We start from the raw sequence: 19,990 nt of genomic DNA on the forward strand, positions 1-19,990 counted from the left end.
CGTACTCCGGAAACCGGTATCCCCTCGCCGGGAACCCGCAGGTCAGCGCGGTATCAGTGTAAGCAGGGAAGCCTCCGGCCGGCAGGCGAAGCGGATCGGGGCGGTGGGGTGGGTGCCGAGGCCCGCGGAGACGTGGAGCCAGGAGTCGGAGCCGGGCCAGCGGTGCAGGCCCTTGGCCATCTGCTGGGGCAGGTCGCAGTTGGTGGTGAGCGCGCCGTAGAAGGGGACGCACACCTGGCCGCCGTGGGTGTGGCCGGCCAGCAGCAGGGCGAAGCCGTCGGCGGCCATGGCGTTCAGGACGCGGGAGGCGGGGGTGTGGGTGACGCCCAGGTGGAGGTCGGCGCCGGGGCCGGTCGGGCCGGCGACGGACGGGTAGTCGTCCTGTTCGATGTGGGGGTCGTCGACGCCGACGAGTTCGATGGAGCGGCCGCCGGCCTTGAGGACGGTGCGGGCGTTGTTCAGGTCGGCCCAGCCGGCGTCGGTGAGGGCGTCCCGCAGGTCGTCGGCGGGCAGGTCGGTGCCCTGGACGTACTCCCGTTCGCCGGGGAGCACGTATCGCAGGGGGTTCTTGAAGACCGGGCCGCGGTAGTCGTTGGAGCCGAAGACGAACGCGCCGGGGCGGTCCAGCAGCGGTTCCAGGGCGCGCAGGACGCCGGGGACCGCATAGGGCGAGGCCATGTTGTCGCCGGTGACCACGACCAGGTCGGGGTCGGTGCCGCCGAGCGCGGCCACCCAGTCCTGCTTGCGCCGCTGGTCGGGCATCATGTGCAGGTCGCTCAGGTGCAGGATGCGCAGCGGTTCCGCGTCCGGTTCGAGCACCGGGACGTCGAAGCGCCGCAGCGTGAACAGGTTGCGCTCGATCAGCGAGGCATAGGCGAACGTGGCGCCGCCCAGCGCGGTCAGGGCGGTGGCGGCCGAAATAAGGGAGCGCTTACGCATGACGGCAAGGGTAGTTTCTCCGCCATGGGAACGCTGAAAGACCGCCTGAACGATGACCTGCACACCGCGATGAAGGCCCGTGACGAGCTGACCACGTCGACCTTGCGGATGGCGCTGTCCTCGGTGCGGACCGCCGAGGTGGCCGGCGACGAGGCCCGGGAGCTCTCGGACGACGAGGTGCTGGCGGTGCTCACCAGGGAGGCGAAGAAGCGCCGTGAGGCGGCGACCGCTTTTGCCGGTGCGGGGCGGGACGAGCAGGCGGCCAAGGAGACGGCCGAGGGCGGCGTGCTGGACCGCTACCTGCCGAAACAGCTCACCGACGCGGAGATCGCCGATCTGGTGGGTCAGGCGCTCGATGCGGGCGGCTTCAGCAGCAAGGCGCAGATGGGTCAGGCCATGAAGGCGGCTCAGGCCGCGGTGGCGGGGCGCGCGGAGGGCGGCCGGGTCGCGGCCGAGGTGCGGCGCCGCCTGGCCTGACGGCCTCAAGGGCGTGACGATCAAAACCTTCCGGGGGTACGCGAAACGGGCGGGAGAATCGCTCTCCCGCCCGTTTGCGTGTGCTGCTAGTCCCCGTCGCGTCTGCCCGGCCCGTTGGGAGTGCTGGCTCCCGGATCGGGGTTCTCGGGCTTCTCGTTCTTGCCGTTGCTGACCTCGATGATCACGGCGCCGTTCTTGATGGTCTTACCGGACGGGTTGGTGCCCGCCGCGGTGCCCTTGGGGCACTTGGAGTCGATCTCGCCGCCGATGGAGACCTCGAAGCCGGCGCTCTCCAGCCGGGAGCGGGCAGAGCCGAGCGGGTCGCATTCGACGTTCGGGATCGAGCGCTGATCTCCGTACGCGATCTTGGTGCTGCCCGGTTTCTTGAACTGCTCCTTGTCCTTGCCCTTCATGTATTCGGCAAGGGTGTGCTGGACCGTCGGGTTGATGACGTCGTGGCTCATCCGGTCGCGGTGCTCCGCGTAGTCCGGGTTGGCCATGTAGCCCGCGACGACCAGCTTTGTGGTGCCCGCGATCAGCGACGCGGTCTTGTCGTTGTCGGTGGTGCCGGACTTGCCGAAGACCGGGTGGCCGACGATGCCCTTGGTCGGACCGGCGGTGGAGCCGTTGCAGGCGCCCAGCTGGGCCGAGTCGCCGACCGGGCACCGCGCCGCGTCCAGGGCGGCCCGCGCCACGTCCTTGGTGGTGGCCCGGATGCAGTGCGGCTTGCCGACGTCGAGCTTCTCGCCGTCCTTGGTGGTGATGTTCTCCACCGGGGTGGGCTGGCAGTACATGCCGTCACCGGCGAGCGTCGCGTACGCGTTCGCCATGTCCAGCGGGGTGGACGCGGTCACGCCCAGCGTGAACGCACCCCAGCCCCTGGCCTGGTCGGGGTCGTCGGCCATGTCCCGGTCGCCCTTGGCGCGGAACTGCACGCCGAACCGCTTGGCCACGGCGACCACCTTGTCGGCGCCGGCCCGCTCCTCCAGCGGTACGAAGTACGTGTTGATCGACTTCGCGAAGGCGCTCCACATGGTGAAGACGCCGACACCCTTGCCGGAGTTCTTCGGGCACCACTGGTCGGTGCCCGCACACGCCGAGGAGTCGCTGGGACTGGTCTTGTACTTCGACCGGTACTGAGCGTCGGTCTTGATGGTGTAGCCGAGGGGATAGCCGGCTTCCAGCCCGGCGATGATCGTGAAGATCTTGAACACCGAGCCCGCCTGGTAACCACCGATGTCGCCGCCGCCGCTGAGCAACGGGTTGGTGGTGTTCGGGTGGGTGCCGCGGAGCCCCTTCTTCGCCTTCTTCGGGTCCGAGGAGATCTCGTTCTGCGGGTTGTCGGAGTCGTCGAGCTTGTATTTCCGGTTCGCCGCGAGCAGTCGCACCTTGCCGCTGCCGGGCTCGATGCCGGCCAGCAGAACCGCGTTCTGGCTCTTGTCGGACTGCCGCTTCGTGATCTCCTTGCGGGCGGCCTGCTGGCCCTTCAGGTCGATCGTGGTGACCACGCGGTAGCCACCGCTCTTCAGGCGGCGCTCACGGTCGTACTCGGTGGCGCCGAAGGCGTCCTGCTCCATCCACCAGCGGTAGAAGTAGTCGCAGAAGAAGCCCCAGTAGTTCTTCGACACCCAGGCGCAGCCGTTGCCGACCTGCTTGACCTTGTCCGGAACCTTCTGCTTCTTCGCCTCGTCGGCGTCGGCCTGCGTGATCGCCCCCATGGTGACCATGCCGGGGATGATGTAGTTGTCGCGGCGCGCGGTGATCTGCTCGTGGCCCGACGCGCTCGTCGGGTTGAAGCTGGACGGGGCCTTGACCATGCCGGCCAGCATCGCGGCCTCGGCGACGCCCAGGTCCTTCGGCCGCTTGTTGAAGTAGACCTGGCTGGCCGCGAAGACGCCGTAGGCCTGGTTACCGAAGGGCGCGACGTTGAGGTAGCGCTCCAGGATCTGCTCCTTGGAGAGCTGTTTCTCGACCTGCAGCGCGTACTTCATTTCGGTGATCTTGCGCTTCGGGCTGTCCTCCGTGGCGTCGACCACCTCCTGCGGGTTGGTGGCCGAGTAGGCCAGCGACATCCGCACATACTGCATGGTGAGCGTCGAGGCACCCTGCTGCGCGCCGCCCTGGCTGTTGCCCACGAACGCGCGGGCGACACCCTTGAGGTCGACGCCGTTGTGCTCGAAGAACTTGCGGTCCTCGGCGGCGAGGATCGCGTTCTGCATGTTCTTCGAGATGTCCTTCAGCGGAACGTCGCTGCGGAACTCGTCGTAGAACTGCGAGAGCTGGGTGCGCCCGTCGGACGCGTAGATCCGGGTGATCTGCGGTGAGCTGAACTCCTTGAGCTCGCTGGGCAGATTCGCGAACGTCTGGCCGCCGGCTTTCGCCGCCAAGCCGGACATCGCCGCCGCGGGGAATGCGGCTGCGGCGACGACGACGCCGGCCAGCAACCCGCACACCAGCAGCGACGTCGCGTTCGTGAAGATGTTGTGATCGCGTCTGCGAAACCAGGAGGACACCCGAGCAGGGTACGCGAAGCATGCACGCGACTGCTCGTCGAGAAGGCTCTCCTTGACCGTATCGAGTGTGACCTGTCACCCGGCATGGCGAGGCGATTTCCCACATTCGCACCAAAGAAACCCCCGTTCAGTCATCTCAGCCTGGCCGCTATGCCCGGAAGTACCGGGCTATACGTATTTGAGGGACAACGTTGCGTAATCGCCCAACTACAGAGCATGATGGTCCGGCGAGACATCGCACGGCGTCTGCGCGGCGAGGGGGACATAGCCGCGACGCCAGGGGGTGAAAGCAAGGGGGGACGTTTACCGATGGGGATGATCAGCGACTGGCCCAGCATGGCGGCGTGTCAGAGTGGCGACCCTGACGCGTTGTTCGTGCAGGGCGCCGAGCAGAACGTGGCGAAGAGGATCTGCCGCAGCTGCCCGGTGCGCTACGAATGCCTCGCCGACGCCCTGGACAACCGCATCGAGTTCGGCGTGTGGGGAGGCATGACGGAACGGGAGCGGCGAGCTCTGTTGCGTCGGCACCCCCATGTGGCGAGCTGGCGGAAGATGTTCGAGGCCGCACTGAAGGAGAAGGGCGCCGACAAGGTGCTCGTCTCCACCCGCTGACCGCCTGTCAGGCGAGCAGTGCTCCGATCGTCCGCAGCCCGTCGACGTCGTGAACGTCGGCGGGCTGCGCGGCGACGGCGGTGGTCGGCACCGAGGGGAATGCCTCGGTGAACGTCGCGGCCACCCGTACCTCACGCTCGGTCTGCCGCAGCAGGGTGGCATGGATGCGCAGGACGTCAGCGGTGATCTGCTGGTCGCCCTCCGCCTCCAGCCGTGCCGCGGCGGCATCGCTCTCGTCGGCCGTCAGGCCGGCCGGCTCGGTCTGGTGCATCCGGTTCAGCACCAGCCCGCCCAGCGGCATCCGCTCGGTCACCAGCCGCTCCGCGAAGTAGGCCGCCTCCCGGATCGCATCCCGTTCCGGCGCCGCGACCAGCAGGAACGCGGTCTGCGGGTCCTGAAGGATGCGGTACGTCTGGTCGGCGCGCTGCCGGAACCCGCCGAACATCGAGTCCAGGGCGGCGACGAAGCCGGACAGGTCGGTGAGCAGCTGGGCGCCCAGCACCTTCTGCACCGCGCGGGAGAACAGCCCGAACGAAGCGGTGACCAGGCTGAACATGCTTCGCCCGCCGGTGCGAGCCGGTGCCAGGAGCATGCGCAGCATCCGGCCGTCGAGAAACCGGGAGAGCCGGGCCGGCGCGTCCAGGAAGTCGAGTGCGGACCGCGACGGCGGGGTGTCGACAACGATCAGGTCCCACTCGCCGCCGGCCCGCAGCTGACCCAGCTTCTCCATCGCCATGTATTCCTGGGTGCCGGAGAACGTGGAGCTCATGGCCTGGTAGAACGGGTTGGCGAAGATCTCCGCCGCGCGCTTCGGGGTGGTGTGCTGCTCGACCACCTCGTCGAAGGTGCGCTTCATGTCCAGCATCATGGCGTGCAGCTCGCCGCCGGTCTCGGTGGCGTCGATGCCCTTCACCTGACGGGGTGTGTTGTCCAGCTCGGTCAGCCCCATCGACTGCGCCAGCCGGCGGGCCGGGTCGATGGTCAGCACGACCGTCCGGCGGCCGTGCACCTCGGCGGCGCGCAGGCCGAGCGCCGCGGCGGTGGTGGTCTTGCCGACACCGCCCGCGCCGCAGCACACCACGATGCGGATGGCGGGGTCGGCGAGAAGGCCATCGACGTCGAGCCGTGGAGCGGTCAAATCAGCCACCGTTCAAGCGTAGTGCGTCTTGATCGGACATTGCCCTGATCAAGCCCGCAACAGCCGGGCGGCGAACTGCTCCAGCCCGGCCATGTCGACGCCGTCCGGCAGCAGCGGAAGCTCGATCATCGGCCGTTTCAGCTCGGCCAACTCCAGCCGCAGCGACTCCTCCAGCTCGCGCCGGGTGAGATGGGCCTGTGCCTCGCCTGCGAGTTGGCTCACCGTTGCCTGAGCGGTCGTCACGCCCGCCGCCGTGAGCCCGCGCTTGATCTCCGCCTTGGTGACCTTGCCGGAGCCGAGCAGGGCCGGCCGGGCGCCGTTGACGATGAGCCGGCCGACCCGGATGCCCAGCGCGCTGAGCTCGGTGATGGCGTCCAGGCTCTCCTGGACCGGCATCTCCTCCAGCAGCGTGACCACGTGCACTGCTGTCATCGGCGAGCGCAGCAGGGAGGCGACACCCTCGCTCTGCGTCTTGATCGGCCCCACCTTGACCAGCCGGGCGGTCTCCTCGGTCACGTTCAGGAAGCGGCCGACCCGGCCGGTCGGCGGAGCGTCGAGGACGACCGCGTCGTACACCCGGCGGCCCTCGTGCGACCGGGTGGTCGCCTCCTTGACCTTGCCGGTGAGCAGCACGTCACGCAGGCCGGGTGCGATGGTCGTGGCGAAGTCGATGGCGCCGACCTTGCGCAGGGCCCGGCCGGCCGCGCCGAGCTTGTAGAACATGTCCAGGTATTCGAGGAGCGCCTCCTCGGGGTCCACGGCCAGGGCGCGGACCTCGCCGCCGCCGGTCGTGGTGGCGACGCGGCGCTCCGCGTAAGGCAGCGGGTCGAGGCCGAACAGCTGGGCGATGCCCTGCCTGCCCTCCACCTCGACGAGCAGCGTGCGCCGGCCGCCCGCCGCGAGTCCCAGGGCCAGGGCGGCGGCGACGCTCGTCTTCCCGGTGCCGCCCTTGCCGGTGACCACGTGCAGTCGCTCCGGCCAGTTCCGGTGTTCACCCATGCGTCAAAGGTACGGCCGTGTGTCAGCCGGACACGTCACAGACCAACCAGCCGGTCTTCCGGATGACAGTGAACTTGAGTTCCTGGGCCGCCGCCTTCTCGTCGTCGGTCGACAGCACGACCCGGACACCGACCAGGGCCTCGTCGTCCTTGCGGTCGGCGACGGCGGGATCGTCCCAGCGGAAGACCGCACCCTGGTAGCTCTTCGCGAAGGTGCTGATCTGCTCCACCCGGTCGGCGAGCTTCTTCTCGTCGCGGGACTTGCGGCACACCAGGTCCTCGGCGGCGGTGGCGTCCTGCTGCGTGTAGACCGCCGTCAGGAATCGGTTGACCGCGGTGGCCGGGTCGGGGGAGCCGGGGTTGTCGGCGTCGCGGAAGAGGAAGTACGCCGAGACCGCACCGCCGCCGCAGAGCACCAGCGTGGCGGCGAAGGCCAGCGAGAGGAAGACGGTCGACCGGCGCCGGGGGTCGGCGGGCAGCATCCCGGCGTGCCCGCTCGGCGGTGCCACCCAGATCGGCTCCGGCTGGGTCTCCGCCGGGGGCGAGTGCTGGAAGGCCAGATGCTCGGGCGGCTGATGCTGCCACTCGCCGGGTTTCTCGTGCCGGGCGTGCCAGGGCCCGGAGGGTGGCGGCTGCTGCCAGCCGGCCGGTGGCGGGAGGTGTGAGATGACCTGGGTGGGGTCGGGTGGCGCGAAGTCCGGCTGGATCGCGGTCCCGGCTGTCTCGCCTGTCTCGCCTGTCTCGCTTGCCTCGGCGGGCACGATCGGGTGCTCCGCTGTCGCTTCCAGGAACGGTCCGGTCGCCCCCGCGGCGGCCGGACCGGCTGAAGGAAAGGCCGGGCCGGCTGACGGGAAGGCCGGCGGCGGTGTGCCGCCGGCGATCGGGAACTCGACCGGCGGTCCGGGCCCGGGCGGGACGGCCAGGTGCGGCGGTTCCGGTACGGGTATCGGCTCGGCGGGCGGGATCGGCATCGGTGGTTCCGGCTCCGGTGACGGCGGTGGCTCGGGATGCCCGTGCCGGCCGCCCTCGGCGTGATGCGTCATGATCACTCTCCAGCGTCGCGCTCAGTGATGGTTCATGCGCGCTCCGTACATTGTTCGGCTCAGCCTAGCCAACCACCCGGACCGCCGGGTCCTAAGCTGTGCCGGTAGCCGACGGATAGGGAGAAGTCCAGCCATGCAGAAGTGGGAGTACGTGACCGTGCCCCTGCTGGTCCACGCGACCAAGCAGATCCTCGACAACTGGGGCGAGGACGGCTGGGAGCTCGTCCAGGTGGTCCCCGGGCCGAACCCGGAGCAGCTGGTGGCGTACATGAAGCGGCCCAAGTCGTGACCACCACTCCGGCGCCGGTCAGCGGCGAGGGCGGGGTCGACGCGTACGCGAAGCTCGCCCAGCTGGGCCTGACGCTGCCCCAGGTGGTCCCGCCACTGGCCGCCTACGTGCCGGCCGTGCAGTCCGGGAACTACGTCTACGTCTCCGGCCAGCTGCCGCTCGTCGACGGCAAGCTGCCGAAGGCCGGCCGGGTCGGCGCCGAGGTCACCCCGGAGGAGGCCGCCGAGCTCGCGAAGATCTGCGGGCTGAACGCTCTCGCCGCGATCGAGGCGCTCGTCGGGCTCGGCCGGCTGGTCAAAATCGTCAAGGTCACCGGGTTCGTGGCGTCGGCGCCGGGCTTCACCGGTCAGCCGCTCGTTGTCAACGGCGCGTCGAACCTGTTCGGCGAGGTGCTCGGTGAGCAGGGGCGGCACGCGCGCAGCGCGGTGGGCGTGGCGGAATTGCCGCTGGGCGCACCGGTGGAGGTCGAGGTCATCGCCGAAGTGGCGTGATCTTGGGGGGATTCGGCCGCTTTTGGTGACCCAAGGTGACCGGATCGGACATCGTGTCTCGGCCATGGCCTTGCGGGCGACGTACGATTCCCGTCATGGGGGGTGCTGATCCCGAGTCGGCGGAAGTCGACCGGTTACCGGGTTGGGTGACGTTGCTGCGAGCGCCCAACCCGGGGCCGATGACGCTGGAGGGCACCAACACCTGGGTCTTGAGGGCTCCCGGTGCGGATTTCGCTGCGGTGATCGATCCCGGGCCGCTCGACGAGGCGCACCTGCGCCGGATCGCTGAGCACGGGCCGTTCCAGTTCATCCTTGTCACGCACGGTCATCATGATCACGTGGAGGGCGCGGAGCGGTTGTCCGAGCTGCTCGGCGGCACCGCTGTGCTGGCCGCCGACCCGGCTCATGCCCGGCACGGTGCGGCGTTCGGCGCGAAGGAGCACCTCGGCGGCAACGGGCTGGAAATACAGGTGCTGAACACTCCGGGACACACGAGTGATTCGGTGTGTTTTCTCGTCGAGTGTGGGAACGACCGCGCGATGTTCACCGGTGACACGATCCTGGGCCGTGGGACCACTGTGGTGGCCCGGCCCGACGGCGACCTCGGTGCATATCTGGGCAGTCTCGAGGTGCTCACCGCGTACCCCCAGATCTTGATGTTGCCGGGCCACGGACCGGCGCGTGCCGACACGGCCGAGCGCGCCCGTTTCTATCTCGACCACCGCAGGCAGCGACTGGCGCAGGTCCGCGCCGCGATGGATGCCGGGGCGCGGACCCCGGCCGCGGTGGTCGACCTGGTCTACCCGGACATCGATCCGGGCGTGCGGTTCGCCGCGGAATGGTCGGCCGCCGCGCAGATCGATTACCTGAACCGGGAATCCGGCACCGGCGTCCATCGGTTGGATCGGCCGTGACCTGCCCCGTGTGCGGGACCGTCGCTGTGCCCGGCGCCCGCTTCTGCCATCACTGTGGCGCCGCGCTGCCCGCAGCCGCCGCGCTGCCCGCAGCCGAGCGCCGGATCGTGACAGTGCTCTTCGGCGACCTCTCCGACTTCACCTCCTGGTCGGAGGACCTCGACCCGGAGCGGGTCGGCGCGGTGACCGACCGGGTGCTCGCCGCGCTGGCCGGTGCGGTGAAGACGTTCGGCGGGCACGTGGACAAGCTGACCGGCGACGGGATCATGGCGGTCTTCGGCGCCCCGGTGGCGCACGAGGACGACGCGGAGCGCGCGGTCCGGGCCGCCCTGAGCATGCAGCGGGCGGTCCGCCGGGTGCTGGACGACGAGCGTGGCGGTGGTGCACCCCTCGGCCTGCGGGTCGGGCTGAACACCGGTGAGGTGGTCGCCGGCATGCAGGCCGGCATCGAATACACCGTCATCGGTGACACCGTGAACACCGCGGCCCGGCTGGCGGACGCCGCCGCGGTGGGCGCCGTCTACGCCGGCGAGCGGACCAGCGCCGGGACCCGGCACGTGGCCTCCTGGCGGCAGCTGCGCCCGCTGCGGCTCAAGGGCAAGAGAGAACCAGTTCCGGCGTACGAGCTACTGGGTCTTCACGACGCGCCGGGCACCCGGTCGGGCCTCGGTGACGAGGCGCCGTTCGTGGGCCGGGAGACCGAGCTGGGCCGGGTCTCCGGCCGGCTCGCGGAGGCGATCGACTCCGGCACCCCGCGGATCATGGTGATGACCGCCGAGGCGGGCATCGGCAAGTCCCGGTTCGCCGGCGAGGTGAAGCGTCTCGCCGCCGGCTTCGAGGCGGGCGGGCCGTACGCGGGACACGGCGCCCGGGTCCTGCGAGTGCGCTGCCGCGCCTTCGGCGAGCGCCGCCGCTACGCACCGCTGGCCGACCTGATCCGCAAGGCGGCCGGCCTGCCCAAGGACATGGCCGCCACGATCGGCCGCTCGGTCGTCGAGGAACGCCTCCGCAAGCTCGCCAACCGGCTCGGTGCCCAGTTCGACACCGACCGGCTGCTGGTGCTCCTCGGCTACGGCGAGGCGCCCGGCAACCCGGTGGGACCGGCGGCGCCCCCCGACTGGCCGCGAAGCGCGAAACGGGTCGACGCGGAGGCCATCTCGATCGCGGTCGCCGACGTGCTCTCCGCGCTGGCCGCCGAGACGCCGCTGATGCTCATCGTGGACGACCTGCACGACGCCACCGCCACCACGCTCGAGGCGCTCGGCAGCACGCTCTCCCGGCTGGACGGCCCGGTGGTGGTGCTCCTGCTCGGCCGGCCCGAACTGGTGCGGACCGCCGGAGCGATGACCCGGCTCGCCGACGCGGAGGTGCACACCCTGCCGCCGCTGCGGGGTGCCGACGCGTCCCGGCTGCTCACGTCGTACCTGCACGGCGGAAAGTTGTTCCAGGCCGACAGCGACCGGCTGCTCGCCACCGCGCAGGGCAACCCGTTCTACCTGGCCGAGATGGTCACGCTGCTGATGGAGCGGGGTGCGCTCACCCCGGCGGTCGGCGCCAACGCGGCCGGCCGGTGGCACCTCGCCGCCGGCTCGCTCGGCCGCCAGCTGCTCTCCCGGGACCTGGCGGCCGTGCTCGCCGCCCGGATAGACGCGCTGCCCAGCGAGCCGCGGTCGGTGCTGCGGGACGCGTCGGTGGCCGGGACGACGGTGCCGAGCGGTGTGTTGGAAGCGCTCCAGGAACGGCGGGCCGGCAGCGACATGCTCCCGGGAGCGGTTGCCGCGGTCGAGCTGGAGAAGGCGATCGACGAGCTGCTCCAGCGCCGCATGCTGCACCGGTCCAGGGGCGGGTTCTCGTTCACCACCCCGCTGATGCGCGAGGCGGCGTACGCGAACATCGGCAAGGCGGATCTCGCCGAGCGGCACGCCTATCTGGCGACGTGGGCGGCACCGGAGTCGGTCCGGGAGGGCCACGATGGAGCGGTCCGGCTGCACCTGACCGAGAACGAGCGGGACGCGTTCATCGCCTCGCACGTGGAGGCGGCCGTCGAGCTGGCCGACGCGGTGCGGCTGCGCCCGGACGCCGTGGCCCGCGAGGTGGCACCGCTCGGTGTCGCGGCGCTCGGCCGGATGGCGCGGCGGGCGCTGGCGAACATCGAGCCGGCCGCGTCGATCGAGTACGCGGAACGTGCCACCGCGCTCACCAAGGATGGCTTGCCGCTGCCCGACCAGCTGGTCCACGCCCGTGCGCTGTTGCGCCTGGGGCGGGCCGAGGAGGCGCTGGCGTACGGCGAGAAGATCACCAAAGCGGCGGCTGACGACCCGGTGTGCCGTGCCGAGGGGACGATCCTCGTCGGCCGGGCGTACGAGGCGCTCGGCGACACCAGCAGTGCCGTGGCGGCGTGGCAGGAAGCCCTTGAGGTGGCGACCGAGGCGCAGTTGCTGCCGGAGCGGGCGAACGCGATGCGCCGCCTGGGCATGGCCGACTTCCTGTCCGGCAAGCTCAGCCAGGCGAGTAGCCGGTTCGCGGCCGCGTATCAGGTCACGCTCGCGGCCGGCGACCGGCACGGACAGGCCTGGGCACTGCAGAACCTGGCGTGGGTGACCACCACCCGGGGCGACTTCGCCGGCACCGACGCCGTGCTCGGCCGGGCCGCGCGGCTCTTCGCCGAACTCGGCGACCCGGTCGGCCGGTCCTGGCTGCGCGGCACCACCGCCTTTGCGAGGCTGCTCGCCGGGCGGCTGCAGGAGGCACGCCGGCTGGCGCGGATCTTCCTGCCGTTCGGTGACCGGGTCGGTGAGGGCTGGGCGGTCGGCACGCTGCGGGTGGTCGAGGCGTACGCGGCCGCCGAACTCGGTGACCTCGGTGCGGCCGACAGCCAGGCCCGCCGGGCGTTCCGCGAGTTCAACGAGCTCAACGACGACTGGGGCCGCGGGCTCGCGATGGTCGTCCGCGGTGCCATCGCCCGCAGCCTCAACGAACTGGACCACGCGGCTGATCTGCTCTCCGACGCCCTCGTCTACGCGGAGCGCACCGGCCACCCGCTGCTGCTCGGCATGGCCGGCACGCTGCACGGTTTCGTGGCGCTGCAACGCGGTGACCTGGCGACCGCGGAGGCCGACGCCCGCCGGGTGATGACCGCAGTCGAACCGCACAACCCGCTCGCACCGGCCCAGGTCGGTCCCCGGGTGCTGCTCGCCGAGGCGCGCAACCGGGCCGGCGACGCGGCCACCGCGATCGGGCTGCTGGCGCCGATCGCGAGCGACACCGCCACTCCGTCGCTGCTCTTCTCACGGCGGCACGCGCTCGCGGCATACGCATCGGCGCTGCTCGCCGAGGGCCGGGTGGAGTCCGCGCTGACGTGGATCGAGCGGGCGCGCGACGTACCGGCCGAGGACGTGCGCAGCGGTGTGATCACCGCCATGATCCGGGCCCGGGTCCTCGCGGCGTCCGACCGGTGCGACGAGGCGCGGGCCGCGGCCGACGAGTCGGTGCGCCTGGCGTGGGCGACAGAGCAGGCGAGCGAGCGGACAGGTGCGGAGGAACTACGCGATACGCTCGAGTTGGCCGGTGTCGAAACGGTTGCAGCCGAAACTGTCGCCTTCGCGTCTGACGTGCCCGGATGATCTCCGTTCCGGCTGGCGTATTTTCTTTAGCGTGACGGATACACCGCCTGGCGCCCTGCCCGTTCCCTACGTGCCAGGCATGTCCGGATTGTCGGTAATGGCCCGCGGTGGTTACGCCACCGTGTATCGAGCGACGCAAGATTCGGTGGGCCGCGAGGTCGCCATCAAGATGGAGAACCGCACCCTCGACAGCGCCCGGGACCAGGCTCGCTTCCTCCGTGAGGCCCGTGCGGCCGGCCGCATGTCCTCACATCCGCACGTCGTCGACCTCTTCGACGTCGGTGTGACCGTGGACCAGCACCCGTACCTGATCATGGAGCTCTGCGACGGGTCGTACCTCGACCGTATGCGCGTCTCCCCGCTGACACCGGCCGAGGCCCGCGATGTGGGCATCAAGATCGCTGATGCGCTGGTGCACTCGCACGCCAACGGTGTGCTGCACCGCGACGTGAAGCCGGCGAACATCCTCTACTCGCAGTTCAACGCGGCAGTTCTCGCCGACTTCGGGCTGGCTGTGCTCGGCGAGATGCGGGATTCGTCGGTCACCCTCGAGGTGCTCACGCCGGCCTATGCGCCGCCGGAGATGTTCCGTCACGACAGTCCGTCCGGTGCTGCTGACGTTTATGCGCTCTGTGCCACGCTTTATGCGGTCATGAGTGGTCGCCCGCCTCGCTGGCAGACCGACCGGAGCCCCAGCCTGATCACGCTGATGGATCTCTTTCATCAGCCGATTCCTGAGCTGCCCAGTGTGCCGCGGGCGCTCACCGACGTACTTCGCTATGGCATGGCCAACGATCCGGCGTCCCGTCCTACCGCCGAGCAGATGCGCGACCTGCTCAACAACCTTCAGCTGGATCCGAATACGCCGCAGCCTCCGCCTACTGTCTATCGGTCCACGTCCACGTCGCCTCCGAATCATCTGCCTCGGCCGCGGCCGGTTGCGCCCAGTACGCCGACTCGTGAGGACGAGACGCCTACTGTTCACAATCCGGGCGCTCGTAAGGGGTTCTTCAGCCGCTGGTTCTCCTAGCGTTGGTAGCTGCACACGTTGGGGTTGCGTGTGCGCTGACGAGGCCCATGACGAGCCCATGACGTGGGTAAACGCGCACGCAACCTCAATGTGCGCGCCTACCCACGCCCGCGCCGCCGCGCCGCCGTGTGTCGCTTGCCGCGCCGCCGCGCCGCCGTGTGTCGCTTGCCGCGCCGTCGGGTCCCCGCTCGCCCGTGTCGTCAGTGGGGGAGGTGGGTCCAGAAGTGGAGTTTGTGGTCGTGGCGGAACTCGGTGGATGTCCAGCGGCCCGAGGTGAGCGACTGGACGTGCGGGCTGCCGGGCTGGAACGGCGCCCAGCCAGGCGTGGCCTCAGCGGCGTAGCGGGTCCAGGTCGCCACCATGCGGGACGCGAGACGGTTCTGGGCGGCGCTGCGAGGCTCGAAGAGGTCAAGGTCGAATAGATAGGCCAATTCGGACATGTGCTGCGCACGCCAGGGGAAGTCGGGCGCCGGATAGCCGACGAACCACGGGGTGTCCCGCTCAGCGAACTCGTACATGTGAGTGCTTGTCCAACGGGTCAGCAGCTCAGCCGTCTGATAGGTGGGCACAGCCCAGCCCCGATCGGTGCTGATGGTCGCCAGAGCCAAGCCTGCCGAATTGTCGTGATCGGACAGTGGATAGCGGGCGAGCACAGCCTCCGACCGCGGGCCGAACTGCTCGCGGACTGTGGGTTCGTAAGCCTCCGCGGCGATCGGCGGCGCGACGGCATACCGGCCGTTCTCCTCGTCGTGGTTGACACCGATCAAAACCGGAACACGGTTGAAGCGCCCGGTGCGGAAGGCCTCGGCGGGGCTCAGCGGCAGCAGCGAGGTCCCGGCGACGGGGCGCGGCTCGTTCCAGGCGCCATACGCGGCGAGCAGCGAAGCGGTGCTGATGCCGGGGGAGCGCAGACAGGCACCCACATCAGGGGCACCTTCACAACCGACGGCCTTGATCACCGCGGTGCTGTCGGCCTCGGCGGCTGATCGGGTACGGGTACCGCCGTCACTCCCCGCGCACGGTGAGCTCTGGATGATCGCTCGATGGAAGAGTCCCGCCGAGCCCGGTGCGGCCAGGTGGTCGCAGACCGCGTACCCGCCACCGGACTGACCCATGATCGTCACGTTGGCGGGGTCGCCGCCGAAGGCTCGGATGTTGGAGCGGACCCAGCGCAGAGCGGCCTGCTGGTCCTCGATCGCGAGGCTGCCGGAGCCGTGCGGCGAGCCGGAGTCCAGGGCGGGATGGGTCAGGAAGGACATCACGCCGAGTCGGTAGTTCATCGAGACCACGACGGCGTCGGCGGCCAGGCGGTCGGGGCGGTACATGTCGCCGGTGCCGAACATCATGCTGCCGCCGTGGATCCAGACGATGACGGGCAGCCGGTTCCGTTCGCCGCCCGACGTAGTGACGCCGCCCGACTTGGTGGCGCCGGCTGGCGTGGTGACGTTCAGGTAGAGGCAGTCCTCGGCATCGCTGGGCACGCCGACGGGTAGCCCGGCGGGCTGGGCGCAGGCCGGGCCGGGCCGGGTGGCGTCGCGGACTCCGGTCCAGGGTGCTGCGGGCCGGGGAGAGGTCCATCGGATGGGCGGTGCCGCGTACGGAATGCCCTGGAAGCTTCGGGTGCCGGCGGCGGTGGTCGTGCCCCGTACAGCGCCCTTGTCCGTCATGACGGTCGTGTTCGCACCTGCCGGCACGACCAGGGCCGCACCGGCCAGAAGCGGGATCAGTGGATTCATGACGGTCACCATACGACCGTCTAAGACGATCGTGCAAGACGTGCGTCTGATACGGTTCGATCATGGGTAACCGGGAAGCGCTCCTCGCCGGAGCCAAGACCTGCCTACTGGAGAAGGGCTTCGACCGGACCAGCGCGCGGGACATCGCCACCACTGCCGGCGTCAGCCTGGCCGCGATCGGCTATCACTTCGGCTCCCGGGAAAACCTGCTCTTCCAGGCGTTGTTCGCGATCCTCGACGAGTGGGGCGACCTGTCCGGGCGCGTTCTGGTGCCGCCGGACGCACCGGGGCTGACACCGGCCCAGGCCTACGAGCGCATGTGGGACGAGTTGCTCGCCCAGGCCCGCGCGCAGCCGAAGATGTGGCTCGCCTCGATGGAGCTGTTCATGCAGGCTCAGCGGCAGCCCGACCTGCTCCCGCATCTCACCGACGGCATCCGGCAGGGACGCAGCGGGGTGACGGCGATCCTGACCAGCACCCCCGAGCCGGATGTGCCGGAGCGGTCCGTGCGCACCCTCGGCATGATCCAGCTGGCCCTGATGTCCGGCGTGATCATGCAGATGATGGCCGATCCCGAACACCCGCCGACCGGCGCCGACGTCATCGCCGGCCTGCGGGCGCTCAGCGAGATAACCAGACACCTTCCGGGGTGACGGTCTGACCTCTCCGGGTGAGCGGGTGAGCGGGTGAGCGGGCGGCAGGGGCGCGGCGAGACAACCGATGCAGGAGCTACTCCGGGTCGAGGACCGCCAGCAGCTCACCGGTGTCCACCTCGGCACCCGGCTGCACCGGAAGCGACGCCACCACCCCGGCCGACGGCGCGTGCACCGGATGCTCGAGCTTCATCGCCTCCAGGGTGAGCAGCAGCTCACCGGCCCGCACCCGCTGACCGGGAACGACCAGAACCCGCCGGACCGCGCCCGGCAGCGGCGCGATCAGCGAGCTCTCCGACGCCTCGGGCGTGGGCAGCGGGAAACGGGAGATCTCGCGCAGCGCCACCGAGCCCTCGGGGCTGTCCACGTACGACACGTCGCCGACCCGGTGCACCAGGACGGTGAGCCGGATGCCCTGCACGTTGAGGACGACCCGGTCGGCGCTCGCCTGCACCACCACGATCGGCGGCAGGTCGTCGGCGACCGGCGCCTGACCGAGACCGGCCAGGTCCAGCTCCTCCGGGTCCACGGCGCGCACCCACCAGCCGGCCAGGTCACCGTGCCGGTTCATCCGGTAGCCGACCTCGACCGGGCCGGTCGGGCCGTCGTAGACAGCGGTCTGCGAGCCGGACGGGACGTTGCGCCAGCCGGAGGGCAGCGAGCCGAGCACGGCGGCGGTGGCGCGGCGGCCGGCGGCTCCGGCCAGGGCGGCCGCGAGGCAGGAGAGGCGTACGGCGTCCACCGAGGACAGCAGCGGGGCGAAGACCTCGGGATGCCGGTCCAGGAAGCCGGTGTCGACGTCGCCGGAGCGGAACGAGTGGTGCCGCAGGACACGTACCAGCAGGTCGCGGTTGGACACGACGCCGTGCAGCTGGGTGCGGGCCAGTGCGGACGCCAGCATCCGGGCGGCCTCCTGGCGGCTCGGTGCCCAGGCGATCAGTTTCGCCAGCATCGGGTCGTGGTGCATGCCGATCACCGAACCGTCGATCACGCCGGCGTCCAGGCGCAGGCCCGGCTGCGGCAGCGGGCGGAAGGCGCCCGCCACGTCCGGCACGGCGAATCGGTGCAGGGTGCCGGCGGCGGGCAGCCAGGCGTACGCCGGATCCTCTGCACTGATTCGCACCTCGATGGCGTGCCCCCGGATGGGTGGCGGTCCCGGCATCGGAAGGCTGCCACCCTCGGCAACCAGCAGTTGCAGGCGCACCATGTCATAACCGGACACGCACTCGGTGACCGCGTGGTCGGCCTGCAGCGTGGGTGTCAGCTCCAGGAACCAGAAGTCGCCGTCGGCGTCCAGCAGGAACTCGACAGCACCGGTGCCGACGTAACCGAGCGCCCGCACGGCGACGATCGCCGCCCGGCACAGTTCCTCGCGCAGGCCGGGGTCGACGGCCGGGGACGGTGTCTCCTCGACGATCTTCTGGTAGCGGCGCTGCACGGAGCATTCCCGCTCACCGAACGGGACGACCGAGCCCTGCGCATCGGCCAGGATCGGTACCTCGATGTGGCGGACGTTGCTCACGTACGGTTCGCAGAACACCTCACCGCCGACCTCGCGGCGGGTCGAGGCCACCGCTTCGGCCAGGGCGGTCGCATCGCGGACGACGCGCATGCCGGTGCCGCCGGTCCCGGTCACGGGCTTGATGAGTACGGGGAAGCCCGGCACCGAGTCCGGATCGGTGAAGGTCGGCAGCACGGGCACCCGGGCCTCGGCGACCAGCTTCTTCATCTCGGTCTTGACGCTGAGCGTACGCAGGATCGCGGCCGGAGCCCCGACCCAGATCAAACCGGCGTCGACCACGGCGGCGGCGAACTCCGGGTCCTCGGCGAGCGCGCCGGTGCCGGGGTGCAGCGCGTTGGCACCGGCCCGCTGGGCGGCCGCGATCAGGACCTCGGTACGCAGGTACGTGGCGGACGGTGTGTTGCCCGGCAGGTGGACCGCGTAGTCGGCCTCGGTGACGTGCGGTGCGTTGGAATCGACGTCGGAGTAGACGGCGACCGTCTCGATGCCGACCAGCCGGCAGGTGGCGAACACCCGGCGGGCGACCTCACCTCGGTCGGCCACCAGAAGTCGTCGGATCACTGGTCTACCTTTCAGGGTCTGAACACGCCGACGTGTCCCGCGCCCTCCACGGCCGCGCTGTGCACGGCGGAGAGGCAGAGGCCGAGGACCGTACGGGTGTCGCGGGGGTCGATGACGCCGTCGTCGGTCGGTGTGCGCTCCGCCGTGGGCCAGCTGAACTGGAAGCGGGGCTCGTCGGGGCGGTCTGCGAGGTCACAGGCGGCCGCGCCGACGCTGAGGACCAGGTGCGGTACAGCCGACCTGGCCACCGCGTGCACGAGCGGTGCGTCGTGCCGGGCGTCGGGCGGTTCCGCACCGGCGGCCGGTGGAGTGCCGGTGTGCCGCAGGAAGAGCAGCGGGGTGGCTGTCGCGTTGGCCAGGTGCAGGAAGTGCACGGCCTTCTGCGCCTCGGCGACCGAGCACGGGTTGCCCGGGGTGGCGAGCACTCCTACCGGGTATCCGTGCAGCTCACCCCAGCCGGCGATCAGGGCGGTGGCGCCGGGGCCGGGTTTGAACTCGTCGAAGTCGCTGTCGTCGAGGATTCGGGCGAGCACCTCACGCGGTTCGAAGTCGGCCGGCTTCAGAGCTGCCAGGGTCAGCAGGTCCTCGGCGTCGTGGCGGGGCGGTGCCGGGTGCTGGGTGCGTGGTGGCGGTCCGTGCTTGTGCCAGTTGAGGCGGCGTACGCACTGGCGGGCCAGCCGCAGCCCGTCGCGTTCGTCCTCGGCGAGCTGGTCGGCGGGTCCGGTGGGTCCGGCGGGCACGACCGGGGTGGCCCGTACCTCGACGCCGCCGTGGCCGTTCGCCGTGCCGCGTACCGGTTGCGGGTGGATGGTGAGTACCTTGGCGTGCCCGCGCACCATGATCGTGTAATCGGACAGTGCCGGCAGGTAGGCCGCGTCACCCGTGGTGACGCCGAAGATCACACAAACGGTGGGCACCCGGTCCGGGGTGAGCCGGCTCAGCTCGCGGGCGATCCCGCCGCCCGGCTTCTGCCCGCCGACCGACTCCACGAGGTTCACCATCGGCAGCCGGTTCACCGAGGCGATCCGCGCGGCCCGGCGGATCTTCTCCGCGGTGTACGGGTTGACCGCGCCGCCGTCCACCGTCGGATCGTTCGCGATCACGAGGCATTCGATGCCCTCGACGACGCCCACCCCGGTGACCACGCTCGCGCCGACCGGGTACTCGGACCCCCTGGCCGCCGCCGGCGCCAGCTCGAGGAACGGGCTGTCCTGGTCGAGCAGCATCTCGATGCGCTCACGGGGGAGCAGCTTGCCGCGCGCGTGATGCCGGGTGACCCACTTCTCGCCACCGCCACCGCGTGCCTCGTCGAGCACGGCCTCCAGGTCGGCGAGGAGTTGCAGGGTGGAGCTGCGCCCCTCCAGATAGGCGGGATCGCGGGGGTCCAGCGTGGTGTCGAGCACGGTCATGAAGACACCCCGATGCCCGCCACGCGCCTACCTGCGTTCAAA

General features: G+C 70.6%; 16 protein-coding genes. 8 read left to right on the plus strand and 8 right to left on the minus strand.

Annotated features, from left to right (window positions below):
- Positions 1-42: 42 nt before the first annotated feature.
- A complete protein-coding gene (locus ACFQV6_RS16990; RefSeq protein WP_378028450.1) occupies positions 43-939 on the minus strand; it encodes a metallophosphoesterase in 897 nt (298 codons plus the stop codon).
- 24 nt (positions 940-963) lie between these two features.
- On the opposite strand from ACFQV6_RS16990, the gene ACFQV6_RS16995 reads away from it, so the two are divergent.
- Complete coding sequence (locus ACFQV6_RS16995; protein ID WP_378028451.1) at positions 964-1,416, plus strand: GatB/YqeY domain-containing protein; 453 nt, start codon at positions 964-966, stop codon at positions 1,414-1,416.
- A gap of 86 nt (positions 1,417-1,502) precedes the next feature.
- On the opposite strand, the gene ACFQV6_RS17000 is transcribed toward ACFQV6_RS16995, so the two are convergent.
- Positions 1,503-3,929, minus strand: a complete 2,427-nt coding sequence (locus ACFQV6_RS17000; protein WP_378028452.1) for a transglycosylase domain-containing protein — start codon at positions 3,927-3,929, stop codon at positions 1,503-1,505.
- A gap of 309 nt (positions 3,930-4,238) precedes the next feature.
- Here ACFQV6_RS17000 and ACFQV6_RS17005 point away from each other — a divergent pair, with 309 nt between their 5' ends.
- Complete coding sequence (locus ACFQV6_RS17005) at positions 4,239-4,541, plus strand: WhiB family transcriptional regulator (RefSeq protein WP_014695048.1); 303 nt, start codon at positions 4,239-4,241, stop codon at positions 4,539-4,541.
- Positions 4,542-4,548: 7 nt separating this feature from the next.
- Here ACFQV6_RS17005 and ACFQV6_RS17010 read toward each other — a convergent pair whose 3' ends face one another.
- The 3 genes from ACFQV6_RS17010 to ACFQV6_RS17020 are packed head-to-tail and all read right to left on the minus strand — an operon-like array spanning position 4,549 to position 7,720.
- Positions 4,549-5,679 carry an ArsA family ATPase gene (locus tag ACFQV6_RS17010; RefSeq protein WP_378028495.1) on the minus strand — a complete coding sequence of 377 codons (1,131 nt, stop codon included), beginning with the start codon at positions 5,677-5,679 and terminating at the stop codon, positions 4,549-4,551.
- 48 nt (positions 5,680-5,727) lie between these two features.
- Entirely contained in the window at positions 5,728-6,678 is a 951-nt protein-coding gene (locus ACFQV6_RS17015; RefSeq protein ID WP_378028453.1) for an ArsA-related P-loop ATPase, read from the minus strand.
- A gap of 22 nt (positions 6,679-6,700) precedes the next feature.
- Positions 6,701-7,720, minus strand: coding sequence for a hypothetical protein (locus ACFQV6_RS17020; protein ID WP_378028454.1), 1,020 nt, complete (start codon positions 7,718-7,720; stop codon positions 6,701-6,703).
- A 133-nt stretch (positions 7,721-7,853) separates the two neighbouring features.
- Here ACFQV6_RS17020 and ACFQV6_RS17025 point away from each other — a divergent pair, with 133 nt between their 5' ends.
- The 5 genes from ACFQV6_RS17025 to ACFQV6_RS17045 all read left to right on the plus strand — a co-directional run bounded on the left by ACFQV6_RS17025 (position 7,854) and on the right by ACFQV6_RS17045 (position 14,067).
- Positions 7,854-8,009 (plus strand): DUF4177 domain-containing protein, encoded by a 156-nt coding sequence (locus ACFQV6_RS17025; RefSeq protein ID WP_185038204.1) that lies wholly within the window; start codon positions 7,854-7,856, stop codon positions 8,007-8,009.
- On the plus strand, positions 8,006-8,500 hold the full coding sequence (locus ACFQV6_RS17030; RefSeq protein ID WP_378028455.1) for a RidA family protein: 495 nt from the start codon (positions 8,006-8,008) through the stop codon (positions 8,498-8,500). Before ACFQV6_RS17025 ends, ACFQV6_RS17030 begins: the two co-directional genes overlap by 4 nt.
- 95 nt (positions 8,501-8,595) lie before the next feature.
- A complete protein-coding gene (locus tag ACFQV6_RS17035) occupies positions 8,596-9,414 on the plus strand; it encodes an MBL fold metallo-hydrolase (protein WP_378028456.1) in 819 nt (272 codons plus the stop codon).
- Positions 9,411-13,037, plus strand: coding sequence for an adenylate/guanylate cyclase domain-containing protein (locus tag ACFQV6_RS17040; RefSeq protein WP_378028457.1), 3,627 nt, complete (start codon positions 9,411-9,413; stop codon positions 13,035-13,037). Before ACFQV6_RS17035 ends, ACFQV6_RS17040 begins: the two co-directional genes overlap by 4 nt.
- A gap of 31 nt (positions 13,038-13,068) precedes the next feature.
- Positions 13,069-14,067 carry a serine/threonine-protein kinase gene (locus ACFQV6_RS17045; protein WP_378028496.1) on the plus strand — a complete coding sequence of 333 codons (999 nt, stop codon included), beginning with the start codon at positions 13,069-13,071 and terminating at the stop codon, positions 14,065-14,067.
- Between the two features lie 200 nt (positions 14,068-14,267).
- On the opposite strand, the gene ACFQV6_RS17050 is transcribed toward ACFQV6_RS17045, so the two are convergent.
- Entirely contained in the window at positions 14,268-15,803 is a 1,536-nt protein-coding gene (locus ACFQV6_RS17050; RefSeq protein ID WP_378028458.1) for a carboxylesterase/lipase family protein, read from the minus strand.
- 62 nt (positions 15,804-15,865) lie between these two features.
- Here ACFQV6_RS17050 and ACFQV6_RS17055 point away from each other — a divergent pair, with 62 nt between their 5' ends.
- Positions 15,866-16,456 (plus strand): TetR/AcrR family transcriptional regulator, encoded by a 591-nt coding sequence (locus ACFQV6_RS17055; RefSeq protein ID WP_378028459.1) that lies wholly within the window; start codon positions 15,866-15,868, stop codon positions 16,454-16,456.
- Positions 16,457-16,532: 76 nt separating this feature from the next.
- On the opposite strand, the gene ACFQV6_RS17060 is transcribed toward ACFQV6_RS17055, so the two are convergent.
- Both ACFQV6_RS17060 and ACFQV6_RS17065 read right to left on the minus strand, forming a co-directional pair.
- Positions 16,533-18,539: a biotin carboxylase N-terminal domain-containing protein gene (locus ACFQV6_RS17060; RefSeq protein ID WP_378028460.1), complete on the minus strand. Its 2,007-nt coding sequence runs from the start codon at positions 18,537-18,539 to the stop codon at positions 16,533-16,535.
- Between the two features lie 11 nt (positions 18,540-18,550).
- Positions 18,551-19,948 (minus strand): carboxyl transferase domain-containing protein, encoded by a 1,398-nt coding sequence (locus ACFQV6_RS17065; protein ID WP_378028461.1) that lies wholly within the window; start codon positions 19,946-19,948, stop codon positions 18,551-18,553.
- Positions 19,949-19,990: the final 42 nt, after the last annotated feature.

This window comes from Actinoplanes sp. GCM10030250, from assembly GCF_042666575.1.
In the GTDB taxonomy this organism is placed as follows: domain Bacteria; phylum Actinomycetota; class Actinomycetes; order Mycobacteriales; family Micromonosporaceae; genus Actinoplanes.

Excerpts from the sequence above, each read along its gene's own strand:
- ACFQV6_RS17005 (WP_014695048.1), top strand. The coding sequence starts at position 4,239 with ATGGGGATGATCAGCGACTGGCCCAGCATGGCGGCGTGTCAGAGTGGC.
- ACFQV6_RS16990 (WP_378028450.1), bottom strand. The coding sequence starts at position 939 with ATGCGTAAGCGCTCCCTTATTTCGGCCGCCACCGCCCTGACCGCGCTG.
- ACFQV6_RS17020 (WP_378028454.1), bottom strand. The coding sequence starts at position 7,720 with ATGACGCATCACGCCGAGGGCGGCCGGCACGGGCATCCCGAGCCACCG.
- ACFQV6_RS17065 (WP_378028461.1), bottom strand. The coding sequence starts at position 19,948 with ATGACCGTGCTCGACACCACGCTGGACCCCCGCGATCCCGCCTATCTG.
- ACFQV6_RS16995 (WP_378028451.1), top strand. The coding sequence starts at position 964 with ATGGGAACGCTGAAAGACCGCCTGAACGATGACCTGCACACCGCGATG.
- ACFQV6_RS17055 (WP_378028459.1), top strand. The coding sequence starts at position 15,866 with ATGGGTAACCGGGAAGCGCTCCTCGCCGGAGCCAAGACCTGCCTACTG.
- ACFQV6_RS17025 (WP_185038204.1), top strand. The coding sequence starts at position 7,854 with ATGCAGAAGTGGGAGTACGTGACCGTGCCCCTGCTGGTCCACGCGACC.
- ACFQV6_RS17015 (WP_378028453.1), bottom strand. The coding sequence starts at position 6,678 with ATGGGTGAACACCGGAACTGGCCGGAGCGACTGCACGTGGTCACCGGC.
- ACFQV6_RS17050 (WP_378028458.1), bottom strand. The coding sequence starts at position 15,803 with ATGAATCCACTGATCCCGCTTCTGGCCGGTGCGGCCCTGGTCGTGCCG.
- ACFQV6_RS17035 (WP_378028456.1), top strand. The coding sequence starts at position 8,596 with ATGGGGGGTGCTGATCCCGAGTCGGCGGAAGTCGACCGGTTACCGGGT.